The sequence below is a fragment of the Mucilaginibacter sp. PAMC 26640 genome (genome assembly GCA_001596135.1).
Taxonomy (GTDB): domain Bacteria; phylum Bacteroidota; class Bacteroidia; order Sphingobacteriales; family Sphingobacteriaceae; genus Mucilaginibacter.
Map to the genome: position 1 here is coordinate 2,068,471 of CP014773.1, position 13,220 is coordinate 2,081,690.

Genomic DNA, 13,220 nt, shown 5'->3' on the forward strand with positions numbered 1-13,220 from the left:
GTAGTTGACATTAATCGTAGAGTTATGAAACAGTTCTTTTTAACTTTTTTAGCGATCTTGTTTTATTGGAGTGCGTTTGCGCAGTCGCAGCAAGCCTATCTCAACCACCAGAATTATGATGTGTTATATTCCGTTGATAAACATGTTCCGCTTACGGTCGTATACATGCTGAGAAAGACAGATCCTTCGGCTGTCCGGATCCCCAGGCCCACACACTTTGCCGCAGATCCGCAGGTACCCGGCTCCAACTTTTCAACGGCCTACCTGAAAGCAGGATATGACAAAGGCCATATGATGAGTGCGGCGAGCAATCAATTTGACCCTGTGGGAATGAAGGAGTCGTTTCTCTTCACCAATGTCACCCCGCAAAAACCCCGGTTAAATAGGGGTAACTGGAAAGCCGTTGAAACCCTGGAAAGGAAACTTCGTGATGATTTTCCTTATGTAAAAGTCATATGCGGTAATATATTGAGTGAATATTCAAGTTCTATTGTCAATGGCACAATCGGGGTTCCTGATTATTGCTGGAAAGTGCTCATTACACCTGCTACAGCGCTGAAACTTGCTGATACGCTTTGTTACCTGTTTCCCAATACGAGCGACCTGGAGGGTGATATTGACAAGTATAAAACAGGTTATAAGGAACTCGAACCGGATATGCCTTACAAATTGAATGAGCTCATCGGGATGTATGAATGCCCTGATGCCGATGCTTTGCAGAATTATATGGCATCAATGCTGCAAGTCCGGTTAAACCTACAGTATAAAAGCGATATTGATGTTGATGAGGTCATAGACCGTTATAAATACAGGTTTAAAGACGACGAAGGTTTCAGAAAAGAAATGGAGTATGTGGGAGTAAAAGTATCGGAAGGAATCTCCATAGAGGATTATGCGAGGGACAATTTTACGAAAGGGAAGGCTGATCTTGAAAATGAATATTCGGTATTGCAACAGGGTGTCTCTGCCTTGAAAACGCCGCAAAGTTTCTTGGACTTATTAAGCAATCCTGCGAAAACTCTATCAAAAGTGGGGATTTGTCCGATCTGTCATCTTCCCATGTCATTCCCGTTTTGTCTCGTGCCAAGACCCAGGTAAAAATTTACGCATGTTAAAATGAAAACGTTATGGAACCAAAACACAAATTAGGTCTCGCTCTTTCAGGTGGTGGTTACCGCGCAGCCGCTTTTCACCTGGGCACCTTAAATAAGCTGAATGACCTGGGGATCCTGGATGAAGTGGACGTAATTTCCACTATTTCAGGCGGTTCTATAACAGGGGCGGCCTGGATGCTGAGTGAAGAAGCGTACCCTGAATTTCACGAGAAGATCAAAGCTGACCTGTCGGTCAAAAGCGTGATCGGATTTGCGGTATGCTCACCTGCTTTTTTGATCCCGGGAACACTAATCATCGCTTCCCTGCTGGCCGCGGTCGCTCTAACGTTTACTGAGCTTGCCTGGCTGAGCTACTTGGTGCTGACTGTTTTGCTGATTATCCTATTTCGTTTCCAATATCAATTGGTCCCAGTCAGTGAACTGATTGAAAAAGCCTATGATAAATATTTTTATCATGGGGCAACCCTGGACATGTTTAAGACCACGCCGGTCATTGCAATCGGCACTTCCAACCTGCATACAGGCAGGCCATTTACCTTTTCGCGTGATAAAATTGGGGACACCTTTTATAGTAAAGAGTGTAAACCGCCCGTTACTTTCTTGGCCGGAGGCCTCCCGGTCGCCAGGGCCGTTGCCGCGTCCAGTTGTGTCCCTTTTGCATTTACTCCTGTGAAAATTAGCCCCGATTTTTATACCGATCCGGCAGATGCCGAAAGGGTGCATCCCCAACTGATCGATGGCGGCGTCTACGATAACCAGGGCATTCAGAAGCTGACAGAGCAAGAGAGTTCCTATTCATGTGAGATCGTCATCGTTTCTGACGCCGGGGGAGGATTTATGGCGGATAAGATCTACCGGAATACTATAGGGCTGCTTTTGCGCACTGTCGAGCTTTTTATGTACCGGATCAAAGCTTCTCAAATGCAAAAGAACCTGTACCAGCAAACGGATAAGTCAACCCGCCCGATAGCCTATTTCTCGTTAGGATGGGAGCTAGGCAGGTGCATTGATGGCTTTGTAAACAATCTTGGAGAAAATAACATAAATAAGGAGGTTGTGGCAGCCCATGGACTTGAGGCGTTATGGGTAAGTGACCCGGCGTTGTATCGCGACCAGATCAGAGCGAAGCTGCAAGAAAACGTGGATTACGATAGAATCGCTAAGTTGAGGCCTGAAGAATGGTCATTAGCATTGGGCGTAGGCACCAATCTTACTCCGCTTAAAAAAAGAGAGATAGAATACCTGATCATTCATGCAGAATCTCTTACTGAGCTTCAGGTTAAACTTTATTGTCCCATGCTATTATCAATTCATAAACAAGCAAAATGAGCAACTCGGCCATCCCATATCGAAAACTTCGCGGTTACGCGTTTGACCCCAGCCTGAGCCTTCAACTGGAAACCATTGATGTGAATGCTATTGTTTACAAAGTCCCATGGGAGTCACTGGAGGAATTTGAAGGGAAATCTTTTCCCCGTGGCGAGTATGTCGAAATCATCGATTACGATCCGGCCTCGGAGGTATTCTACCCGCCGGTAGACCTGGATGATCATATGCTGGTCTTGCAGGAGGGGCTGAGCCCTGATGTAAATAACCCGCAGTTCCATCAGCAGATGGTGTATGCGGTCACCATGACGACGATCAAAAACTTTGAGCAGGCATTGGGCCGTAAAATACAATGGTCAGACAGGTTCTACGTCGATGACAAAGAACAGCTCAGGTCGGATTTTGTAGAGCGGCTTCGTATTTACCCGCATGCGCTGACCCAGGCGAATGCCTATTATAGCCCCGAAAAAAAAGCATTGCTTTTTGGCTATTTCGACACGGGGGGCGCCTCAGCACATTTAGGTGTTCCTTCGACAACCGTCTTCACTTGCCTAAGCCATGATATCATCGCGCATGAAACGACCCATGCGATCCTGGATGGCCTGCATCGCCGCTACATCGAGCCCAGCAACCCGGATACGAGGGCTTTTCATGAAGCATTTGCCGACCTGGTCGCCTTGTTTCAGCACTTTACTTTTCCGGAAGTTCTGCGTCACCAGATTGCTAAAACAAGAGGGGATCTTGAATCCCAGAACTTGTTGGGCCAGCTTGCGCAGGAATTCGGGAAAGCTTTGGGCAGTTATGGAAGTCTTCGCGATGCTATTGGACATTATGATAAGGAAAAAAAACAATGGCAATTAAACGAAGGGGATTCATTTGACTACCAGAACAAAATGGGTTTCCATGAGCGTGGAAGTATCCTCGTCGCTGCCGTTTTTAATGCGTTTTTAAGTATATATAAAAGGCGGAGCCGGCCCATTCTGCGCATCGCATCCGGCGGTAGCGGCGTTCTTGCGGAAGGTGAGCTTCACCCTGACTTGGTGAACGAGCTCGCAAATATTGCAGCAAAAACCGCAGGGCATATGCTACGGATGTGTGTCAGAGCCCTGGATTACAGTCCGCCCGTAGATATCACTTTCGGCGAATTTCTCCGCGCTCTGATTACTGCCGATCTCGATTTTGTGGCGGAGGATACACACGATTATCGCGTTGCATTTATCGAGGCTTTCCAGAAAAGGGGGATATTCCCGAAAGACCTGAAAAATATTTCGGTGGATTCTTTAAGTTATCCTGCCAATCCTCTCCCGGATATCGATGCGTCCCTGTTTTCCGACGAACTTAATGTTGAAAAAATATTCGTCAATTTTCTCCGGGAATTCCGGCAGGATATAGGTTACCAGACGAATAGGAAAATAATACATGAACTTACCGGTCAGTATATTGCAGGTAGTGGTAAAACCAGAATGGGTCTCCACAGAAGAATCAATACCAAGTTTATAAAAGGTCCGGGTAATGTACATTTCACCCCGCTTACAGGTTTGCTGTTTCCGCCCACAGAGAAGGAGTGCATCGATAAAGGAGTTACTTATTCAAAAAGCACCGTGGCAAAATATCAGATTGGTAACGTCTGGCTGGCAAGCAGGGCCGCTCCTGATGGTAAAATCGTAAACCATGTAATTATAACGATGATCCAGAAACGCGGCGTAATCGGAACCTTTAAAGGGGAAGAATTCATTATCGCAGGTTATTTCAACCCTTCAGGGGAAGTGCCGGAAAATGGATTGGTCATAAGGGGAGGCTGTACGCTGATCTTCGACCTTGATACACTCTGTTTGAAATATGCGATCAAAAAGGATATTGATGATCTGCGCAGAATAGAACTGCAATTCCAGTACCAAAAGTACCTGATAGACGGACAGGACGGTCAATCGATTTATTTTGATAACACGACTATGGAAGCCATTGACGGTCCGTTCGCTTTTATGCATAACCACGCCAACGATTAACAATGAAAACAGATTCAGTTAAAATAAGGATGTACAGGCATGGCTTCGGCGATTGTTTCCTAGTGCGTTTTTTTGACCAGCAGAAGTGTACATTTTCCATGGTCGTTGACTGTGGACTCAAATTAAATGACCAGGTGCCGGGAATCACCTTGACTAATGTCGTTGATGATATCGCAGCCCGGGTTAATAAAAATCCTGGTGACAACCGGCCTGAACTCGATATCCTTGTGATCACACATGAGCACTGGGACCACGTATCGGGCTTTCATCCTGACGCCAAATTGTTCGATGGCTTCAAAATAGAAAAAATATGGATGGCATGGACAGAAAATCCTGATGATAAGGAGGCCACACTAATACGTCATCATATCAACAGGGGGATTACGGCGCTTGGCGTTGCCAACGAGAAACTAAAAGACTCCCTTGCAAAAAAAACTGCCTCGTTCGCGGCAATGGCCAACGGCACGGAATCGCTCGCTGCCTACGAGGCATTCAACAGGACGATCGACGACGTGGCTTCATTTTTCGGGTCGCTCGAAGTTACCAAAACCGCCAGCGGAATCAAGTTGAAGGATAAATACAAGATCAGCGTTAATTCATTAAAAGCTATAAACCACGTTAAAAGCTTTGCTGATAAGGATGCGGCCATGCAATATCTTTATCCGGGAGACCTTATTACAGACAAGAATCTTCCGGGCATCCGCATTTATATCCTCGGGCCGCCTAAGTCCGCATTACTGAACAAAAGCGACCCTTCAGCCGGTGCTGGGAAGGAGGTATACCTGGGCATGAAGGATAATGCTTTATCTGGTTTCGTAAACCATCTTTTGCAGATGACAGATTATCCCGGTACCTCCGGTACCGCTCCATTTATTCAAAGCAAGATTATTGATAAGTCCGAAGCGGAAAAGCACCCATATTACAAGGAGTATTTTGAAGCTACAGAAGAATACCGGAACATTGATGATGATTTTTTAAATCTTGCAGGGGCACTGGCTATGCAGCTGGATGGCGATACCAACAATACCAGTCTTGCTTTCGCCGTGGAATTTATAGAAAGCGGCAAAGTACTGCTATTTCCAGCCGATGCGCAGGTTGGTAACTGGTTAAGCTGGCACGATCTCCAGTGGAACACAAACAATGGGGGAGCGGAACAGGTGATTAAGGTTTCCTCCCTGCTTAACCGTACGGTTTTTTACAAAGCAGGACACCACGCCAGTCACAACGCTACCCTGAAGGAACTAGGCCTGGAATTGATGAAAAGTGACGACCTAGTGGTCTTTGTACCTGAAAAAGAGAATCAGTACAATGGTATACCCTATGTTCCGTTAGTCGAAAGCCTGAAAGTTAAATCGAAAGGCAGGACATTTTTCTCTGCGGATAAAAATTACCCTCCGGATAAAGTACTGGCATCGAAGCCAACGCAGTTATCAAAGAAAGAATGGGCCGATTTTACAAAGAATTGTGACATCGCTCACTTGTATATTGAGTATACGATAAGCGTATAAAACAGGAAGGAGAATGTCCCCAATGATCATTTTCTATTGTCTTATAAGAAATTTCTTACCTATGCATGTAGAGACTAAGTAAAAGTCGTTGTAGGATTACCGTCCTACAGCCCTTCTGCCTGTTTTATCATGGCAGTTGGTAAGTAATGGCCCCGGTTACCGGAAACCTGTTCGCCGTTCTGCTGATGATTAGCCTGTAAGAGAAATCTTTAAACGGGTATCTGGCAGACCATATCTTTTGAAATCATAATGGTTCAACTGGAGCGGCCCGTCAGGTTCTTTTCTATAAAGATCAAACCAGCAGTCAAGGGCCAGGCTTTCACAGACTTCGCGATGCTGAATAGAAAGTTGAGCGTTGTTGCTCAAAATACAATCCCGCAGGCGATCTACAAGGTCCGATCTGACAAATCCGAGATCGGCCAATTGAGTTTTTAGCTCGTAAAAGTTAACACTGGATCCATCCAGCTGCCGCCTTTATTAGTGTTGTCCATTTCTGACCCACTTTCTGTTCTTCTGTAATTGTGCGCTCAGCACTTTGACTTTTGGTACCTGTTGGCGTATTTTTTGACTTAATTTTTCAGCAGTTGTTGGCTGAAGTTTTTTATGCGAATAACTTGATCGTGCTATTGGCGGGGTCTGCCTGTATCGAAATGCTGATAAAGGAACGCCCTTGTTTTCAATAGGTCGGCACCTGCTGCCCGTTTTCCAGGTATCGAATCAGTTCATCTTTATTCGGGTAATCGCAGGCAAAGCATCTAAAGCGGTGCGTATATCGAAAGTGTACTCCGGATTATAATGATGAATGGCATTCGGGCCGAGTTCTATCCATCGATGGTTCTCATGCCCGTTTACGTCGGTATATCGCTGCTTCATAGCCCGTCCTTCCAGTAAACTCCAAATCTGGTTAGACTTTAAATCAGGCCACTCGCTCAGTTCGAACTCCTGCGATCTAACGGTTGTACCGTTCTCTTGTAATGCGGCGCTGATCTGGTTGAACCGTTAGCCGCCGTGCATATCCATTTTGAAATAGAGATCGAACGTCAGTCGTTTTTCAGGTGCTAATTGACGATCGAGCGGCACACGCACTTGTTGTTGACCTGAATCCAAATGCTGCTCAAGCCTGCCGGCAAAAGAACCAGACCGGCTTCTTTTAGCTCTATTTTGAGCGTTTCGAGGTTTTGCGTTGGTTGCTGCTGTTGTTGCCTTAAATAAGCCGGGCCGTCCCAAAGTCTGTCCCTCAATTTGGAAAACAGCCAAATTAATAAATTTGGCATAACTGTTTTCCAGCTTCGTGATCTGGTTGTTTAACAGGAGCATGAACGATTTTTCATCCGGCCTTACTGACACTTGCAAGCGATGTGCTGCCTCGCGCAGATGGTCGAGTTGCATGCGGGTAATCGTACCGGCGTCGGCTGCACCCGTCTTAGACAAGGGATCAAGCTCCTTTTTGCGTTAATCCCAGTCTTTAAAAGCCAGGAGGACGCGGTTAACTGCGACTGTCATAACTTTTCTATTTGTTGATTTTAAGCAGGACCGGGTATTGGTCGTTAAGTTTCAATGTGATCTTCTTGCTGCACAAACCTTTTGCGGCATTCACCCCGCCTGCTGCGGCTTGCGCGCCCAGGCTTTGATCCATGCTCAGCAAGCCATGTTTTCGCCATGCGAAAACTAAGCTTGTCGGGACGCCCGAACCCGAATACTTCACTTTGTTCAGCATTTAAAAGGCGGTTAGGCGACATCAATCGACGTGTACTAGAAACGAAAATTGAGTCGCCTGTCGTAAAAACCGCCTCTGCTGTAGTAATTCTCCAGGAACAACAAGGTCATTGATAGAAACCCGTGCAGAATGGTGGCGCAGTGATTTGGGATTACTGCGGCCAGCCATCGCAGGGGGTTGCAAATCTTTTTAATATTCAAATACATTTATAAAAAGCGGATCGGGACGATAGGTGTTTAACTGATCCCACCGTCACCGATTACCGCTTTGAGGGGCGTGCAAACCTCTTTATCTTTCATTCATCCTTTACATGCTCTATGATAGATCAACCATACAGCTGAGTAAACTTTGAACATCATTTTATAAACTTTCTGAGTTTCTTTGTAACGAAGTTCGTCGTCACCGGCCTTAGTATAGAGTGCAGCATACAGCCATTCCTGCAGCTGATCCCTGTATTGATGCAAGGTTATTTTCTTAAAGACACGTTTCATTATCTTTACAGGGTTAGCAGTTCTTTTTTTGTTAAATTCTTAGGGTACCATTCCAATTCATATTTTTCCTTTTCAGCTTCAGCATCAGTAATAACAAAGTTGTCTGCTCTATCAGCATAATAGAGCAGATAGCAACTGTCCAACAACCGAATGTTCATATCGTAGGTGAAAAGTAAGCTTCCCGCGCCGTGATTTTTATTACAATAACATTTTTCATGCGTTACAAAGTATCTCCAGTTTTGAAGCTTATTTTTGTGACCATAAACCCAATCAACAGCAAAAAACTCACTTATAACAGATAGCGGATTTGCCACTTCATTGTACTCGAGCTTCTTAATATTGATTTCCCAAGGTAAACGATCCGATTTCTTCATTTCAAATTCTTATTATGGTTCTTGGCCCATTGCTGATACAAATCAAATAGCTCCGAAACGTGTACCGAACCATTATTGGTTGTATTTCACAATAAAGCGGTTGTATTCTAGGAATCGCATATATCCAAATCGGTTGTAAAAAACATTTCTTTAGGCCGCTTTCTGATAATTTTCAACATACATTTCCTGCCTTTTAATTAAAGAGAACATGCGTAAGATCAGTTTAAACTTTATGTTGTTTAGTACTAACTGCCAGCATACCGAAAGGTCGGTTATGTCATTATCATGATTAGGCAATTGTCTGATGAAACGCTATTGGGCAAGCGGATTGCCCGTCAAGCCGATATAACTTCTTGTCCCAAAAGTCACTTACTTCTAGCGAAGCGTGTGCATCGAACAGATGTTATATGAAAAGAATTTGCTGGCATTAAGTTCATAACTTATCCATGTCTTTCCCATATGCCGTGACGAGTGCATCATGCAATAGCTCGGCTCGTGAATACTTTCCATCGCTCTAATCCCCAATTACCCCTTTATCGTCTATGCTGAATTCATCGAACCGAAATATATTCTTTGCAAGCCAGATCCAAAACTTACCTCTGGTCGGCTCAACTCAATTCCTAATGAACTTCTGAGTAAAATGATGGTATCTTCGGACACATCAAAGGCACTGTAAATTGTTTTATCTTTCTCTGCTTCAGTAAGTTGTTGCTTCTCGAAATTCTATCCGATGCTTTCCATGCTCTGTATTGCGATTCGTTTTAGTTGTTCTTTGGCATTAACAAATCGTCATCAGGGTTAAGATAATTAAAAAATACGGCCTCATTAGAGTTGAAATCACAATTCACAGCTTTATAGGGAATAGTTATAAATTATAACTGCTGCATCTTAGCGCAACCACAAAGTTCAGTTCCATTCAGAACCTGTAAAGGGTATATATATACAGCGTCGTCCGCTACGCTATCTTCGCTGCCCTTTACAGAACCCGCCTGGAAGCTGCTGCGGTGTTTAAGCGTCAAGATGCTACCCGTCTAAGCTGCATATTTCGCCAATTCAACATAGCCTGATTGCCGGTTAATAAGAGCGAACATGCGTGCGACAATATTATTACGAAGAATGTCTATCGTACTCATCTTGCTTTTGCCTCGCTGATCCTTCTTTGGTAGTAAGCCCTTAACTCTTTGTTGTGAATAATGGCACTGATTGCAGCTAAATGAAGCAGCTTTTTAAGCTGTTTATTAGCCAAATGGCTAACCTGCGTTTTTCCTCTGACGCTCGTTCCAGACGTATGTTCGAAAGGGGCTTTTCCGATATAACAAGCTAACTTTCGCCAGTTTGAAAAACTGGTAAAGTTATGGGTACTTGTAATCATATTCGCTGCAATGACAGGCCCTGACCTTTCATGCTGGTTAGCAGGTCATAGGTCTTCTTTAAAGAACATCACTATCAATAATACTTAATATCTGCGCGTCTAAGCTTTTGATTTGTGTGGTCAAGTGACCGATTATGCTTTTATAGACCTAAAACATCTCAGCATTGTCGGCTATCCCTGGTAATAAGCGCTGTTCTTTAAAGGTTGCTTCGAAGCCGCCCCTGTTACGTACCAGGCGGTCGCCCAAGGTCAACAGCGTTTGAAGTTTGAGTATACTTTTAGCTGGCAATACGTATGATTTGATATCGTCCCGGTGCAGCCAAGCATAATTCGCTATGCTCAGTATCAATAAAATCACTTTTACCGCAGTGCATACCAAGCGACTTCTTAATCTCAAGTGGAGAGATCATTGCGAATGGAACACCGGCTTTTTTAAAAGGGTTTGGACTTAGTGCTAATACTCTAAGCCAACTTTTTTCAGGTAGGAACTGTAAACTATGTTTGTCAGATAGCAGTTGATAAACGTTCTGCGTTAGAGATCCAAATTGCCGGGATGCCATCAGCTCCGAGCGGATAAATGCATTCGTCATGTTCATTAGCGGTCATATATGGAGATGGAGTGTGTTGGTTGCAGTGATCGTTGTGATTAGTTCGCGAGCTATCGTTTATTCTGAATTTATAATCAGGGTAAATATGACATACGTTCTTTTTATTTTATTTTAGCGTGCATATTAAATTGTTCTTTTTTCAGATATTAGGCCACCTTATCATTACAAATGAAGCCAATTGATAAACTCATCGATCTTTTAAAACAGGACAAAGTAATTCCGGTGATCGGTGCCGGTGTCTCGTATGCTGCTGCTGGGATTCCAGATTGGGCTGGTGCTATCGAGAACGGGTTGAATTTTGCAGAAGATCGCCATGTCAGATCAGAAGAAATCGATAAAACGCGCGTACTTTTATCCGCTGGCGATCTAGTCGGAGCAGCCGATGAGTTGAAAAAGGTTTTGAACGCTCCTGGTCATCCCTACGCTGATTGGTTGGAGGATCTTTTTGGAAATCCTAAAACTCCATCTCTGAAACTTTTGAATAACATTCATGACCTGTGTCCTTCAATCATATTGACGACTAACTATGACGATCTGCTTTCTGCCCCTTATAAAGTAAACAAGAAGAAAATATTCGACTGGACCCATCATAGTGAAATAGCGAGAGCACTTAATAAAAAGGAAGATTTTATACTTCATCTTCATGGCGTTTACCAAAACCCTGAATCTATTATTCTGAGTTCGACAGATTACAAAAGCCTGGCTGGTAATAAGGGTTATAAAACAATCCTGCAGAGACTTTGGTCGGAACATCACTTTTTATTTATTGGCTGTAGCCGTGATGGTATCCTGGATCCTGACTTTAGCACTGTGATCGATTTTATGAATAAATGGTTCCCGACCGTGCCACACGAGCATTATATTCTGATGAGGGAACCGGAATTAGCAAATGGCAGCCATATCGAGTTATTAAAAACAGCGAATGTACACACCATAACTTATGGTAAGGAATACGATGATCTCCCTGTTTTTCTGAAAGGCATCAATCCGAACCAGGATAAGATGGTGGGCCGTTTTAAAAAATTTGGAGAAGAAGTGGATGCTACCCTACACAGGTTATCTACTTCCGGCAAACTTGACCAATCCGCTGTCGATCAGTTTGTAAAAAACAGTTTACCTGATAAAGCCTACTGGTTGGGTTCAGCAGAGTTAAAAGCCCTCGAAGAGGCTTTGAGAAATCATAATCTTGAATTAAATAATAAGCGACAACAACTGGCATCTACTCAAGCACTCACCCGGGGCTTGGTGAGTGTTACCAAACTGGAGGAACTCATTGAATTATGGAATCGACACTCTGAAAATATCGCCTTATTGCTAAAGAGTGACATGATCGACACAGCGTTGCTTGCTCACAGTTTCCTAAAAGCTTTTCCTAACGGAATGTTAGACGATATTAAGCACCGCGCATGGGGAGCGATACACGGTCAGTTCTTCGATCATAATTTTAATCAGTTTATAGGAGAAGCAAAGCATATAAAAACGAGAACGATACCAGATGCCGAAGAAATATTTGCAGATCGCTACTTTTTCGAGAACCTAAAAAGGATACTTCAGTCATTAAAAGGTTTACTTGACCTGGACCCTGAAGTGGTTTTCCCTGACCTAGCTGAAGCTACGATCACACCTGATTCAGATTATCAATTGCTTTTTTTGGCAAAACAGGAGATCAGTCTAAGAAAAGCCGTTTATCCTTACGAAGTGAAGGCTGCCTTGCCGGGTGAAAAAACACTTCCTTTTGAAGATGCTGTTCTCATGCGCTCTGGTAATCAACACTTTGTCGTTGGCCATACTTCGCAGCATTGCTTTAGCTGGAATCCGCACAAAGACCTGTTTCCACAAACCTTTTTTACTGCTGAGATTGGTGAAGGAATAGGCCATGTAAAGAATTTGCAATCGTCCGGGCGGGTGATCACTTATATTTTCACCGATCGCAGACTATTGACTTTCCAAGACATGGAACTTGATGTGGAATCTAAAATAAACCAAACTTTCGCTAATGTCTTACTATTACCGGACGGGGAAAGCTTTTTAGGTTCCAAGTCCGTAGCCTCTAACGTTACGGGTGATTTTATATTTAGTATTGATAGCAATGGTTCCATTTCACCATTGCTATCGATCGTGGAATTATGGAAAAGGCTGTCAGATATGGAGCCGTTAAAAGGCCTTATTGACAGGCTACCTGAAGGGCAAATTCCGTCTTTCACTGAAGCAACGATACATGGCACAAAAATGAAGTCAGCAACTTGGTTTGGTGAACAAGTGATCGCTTTGACGGCAACCTTAACTATAAAATATTTCAAGTCTTCGGTTCTGATCATCTTCCGGTATGAGGAAGGGGAGCTAAAGATATTGTCCCGTGTCTTTTTCCCGGAAAAAATTTGCTACTCCTATGCTTTGATCGAGCAGGCTGACCGAATGGATCTTGTTGCCGGCTACGTTGCTATGGGCAACTTTTCTCTGATTCAATATTTTGAAGGGATCAATACCAAATTGGATACAAAAGCAGAGGGCCAACCGGCTATTTTGAAAAGGATAGGCTATAAGAATTCGGACATCTTATCCGTTCAACAAATTGCAGCTAACCGGATCGTAGCTATTAAAGAAAGTGACACTTTGTATGAGGTTGACCTGCCATCATTAACGAATCGTTCTATGCCGGTGGAAAATTTGATCCGGGTAACTTTGATAGTGCAGTAGTGTCTG

General features: G+C 43.8%; 12 protein-coding genes. 6 read left to right on the forward strand and 6 right to left on the reverse strand.

The features are described from left to right. Nucleotides 1-24 precede the first annotated feature (24 nt). The 5 genes from A0256_08885 to A0256_08905 all read left to right on the forward strand — a co-directional run bounded on the left by A0256_08885 (nucleotide 25) and on the right by A0256_08905 (nucleotide 6,390). Nucleotides 25-1,098, forward strand: coding sequence for a hypothetical protein (locus A0256_08885; protein ID AMR31532.1), 1,074 nt, complete (start codon nucleotides 25-27; stop codon nucleotides 1,096-1,098). Nucleotides 1,099-1,127: 29 nt separating this feature from the next. Then, on the forward strand, nucleotides 1,128-2,444 hold the full coding sequence (locus tag A0256_08890) for a hypothetical protein (protein ID AMR31533.1): 1,317 nt from the start codon (nucleotides 1,128-1,130) through the stop codon (nucleotides 2,442-2,444). Then, nucleotides 2,441-4,447: a hypothetical protein gene (locus tag A0256_08895; GenBank protein ID AMR31534.1), complete on the forward strand. Its 2,007-nt coding sequence runs from the start codon at nucleotides 2,441-2,443 to the stop codon at nucleotides 4,445-4,447. The genes A0256_08890 and A0256_08895 overlap by 4 nt, the downstream gene beginning before the upstream one ends. A 2-nt stretch (nucleotides 4,448-4,449) precedes the next feature. Next, the gene (locus tag A0256_08900) at nucleotides 4,450-5,955 is read left to right on the forward strand and encodes a hypothetical protein (GenBank protein ID AMR31535.1); all 1,506 of its coding nucleotides are present in this window, start codon (nucleotides 4,450-4,452) and stop codon (nucleotides 5,953-5,955) included. Nucleotides 5,956-6,204: 249 nt separating this feature from the next. After that, nucleotides 6,205-6,390, forward strand: coding sequence for a hypothetical protein (locus A0256_08905; GenBank protein ID AMR31536.1), 186 nt, complete (start codon nucleotides 6,205-6,207; stop codon nucleotides 6,388-6,390). Between the two features lie 564 nt (nucleotides 6,391-6,954). On the opposite strand, the gene A0256_08910 is transcribed toward A0256_08905, so the two are convergent. The 6 genes from A0256_08910 to A0256_08935 all read right to left on the reverse strand — a co-directional run bounded on the left by A0256_08910 (nucleotide 6,955) and on the right by A0256_08935 (nucleotide 10,288). After that, on the reverse strand, nucleotides 6,955-7,386 hold the full coding sequence (locus tag A0256_08910; GenBank protein AMR31537.1) for a hypothetical protein: 432 nt from the start codon (nucleotides 7,384-7,386) through the stop codon (nucleotides 6,955-6,957). Nucleotides 7,387-7,465: 79 nt separating this feature from the next. Next, nucleotides 7,466-7,672: a hypothetical protein gene (locus A0256_08915; protein AMR31538.1), complete on the reverse strand. Its 207-nt coding sequence runs from the start codon at nucleotides 7,670-7,672 to the stop codon at nucleotides 7,466-7,468. A gap of 299 nt (nucleotides 7,673-7,971) precedes the next feature. After that, entirely contained in the window at nucleotides 7,972-8,163 is a 192-nt protein-coding gene (locus A0256_08920) for a hypothetical protein (protein ID AMR31539.1), read from the reverse strand. Between the two features lie 5 nt (nucleotides 8,164-8,168). Next, entirely contained in the window at nucleotides 8,169-8,537 is a 369-nt protein-coding gene (locus A0256_08925) for a hypothetical protein (GenBank protein AMR31540.1), read from the reverse strand. A gap of 1,129 nt (nucleotides 8,538-9,666) precedes the next feature. After that, nucleotides 9,667-9,909, reverse strand: a complete 243-nt coding sequence (locus tag A0256_08930) for a hypothetical protein (protein ID AMR31541.1) — start codon at nucleotides 9,907-9,909, stop codon at nucleotides 9,667-9,669. A gap of 148 nt (nucleotides 9,910-10,057) precedes the next feature. Continuing rightward, entirely contained in the window at nucleotides 10,058-10,288 is a 231-nt protein-coding gene (locus A0256_08935) for a hypothetical protein (GenBank protein AMR31542.1), read from the reverse strand. Between the two features lie 397 nt (nucleotides 10,289-10,685). Here A0256_08935 and A0256_08940 point away from each other — a divergent pair, with 397 nt between their 5' ends. Next, the gene (locus tag A0256_08940) at nucleotides 10,686-13,214 is read left to right on the forward strand and encodes a hypothetical protein (GenBank protein ID AMR31543.1); all 2,529 of its coding nucleotides are present in this window, start codon (nucleotides 10,686-10,688) and stop codon (nucleotides 13,212-13,214) included. The last annotated feature ends 6 nt before the right edge of the window (nucleotides 13,215-13,220 follow it).

Bases quoted from the DNA above. Each gene is read 5' to 3' on its own strand.
- A0256_08885 (AMR31532.1), top strand. From the start codon at position 25: ATGAAACAGTTCTTTTTAACTTTTTTAGCGATCTTGTTTTATTGGAGT.
- A0256_08890 (AMR31533.1), top strand. From the start codon at position 1,128: ATGGAACCAAAACACAAATTAGGTCTCGCTCTTTCAGGTGGTGGTTAC.
- A0256_08895 (AMR31534.1), top strand. From the start codon at position 2,441: ATGAGCAACTCGGCCATCCCATATCGAAAACTTCGCGGTTACGCGTTT.
- A0256_08900 (AMR31535.1), top strand. From the start codon at position 4,450: ATGAAAACAGATTCAGTTAAAATAAGGATGTACAGGCATGGCTTCGGC.
- A0256_08905 (AMR31536.1), top strand. From the start codon at position 6,205: ATGGTTCAACTGGAGCGGCCCGTCAGGTTCTTTTCTATAAAGATCAAA.
- A0256_08915 (AMR31538.1), bottom strand. From the start codon at position 7,672: ATGCTGAACAAAGTGAAGTATTCGGGTTCGGGCGTCCCGACAAGCTTA.
- A0256_08920 (AMR31539.1), bottom strand. From the start codon at position 8,163: ATGAAACGTGTCTTTAAGAAAATAACCTTGCATCAATACAGGGATCAG.
- A0256_08925 (AMR31540.1), bottom strand. From the start codon at position 8,537: ATGAAGAAATCGGATCGTTTACCTTGGGAAATCAATATTAAGAAGCTC.
- A0256_08930 (AMR31541.1), bottom strand. From the start codon at position 9,909: ATGATTACAAGTACCCATAACTTTACCAGTTTTTCAAACTGGCGAAAG.
- A0256_08940 (AMR31543.1), top strand. From the start codon at position 10,686: ATGAAGCCAATTGATAAACTCATCGATCTTTTAAAACAGGACAAAGTA.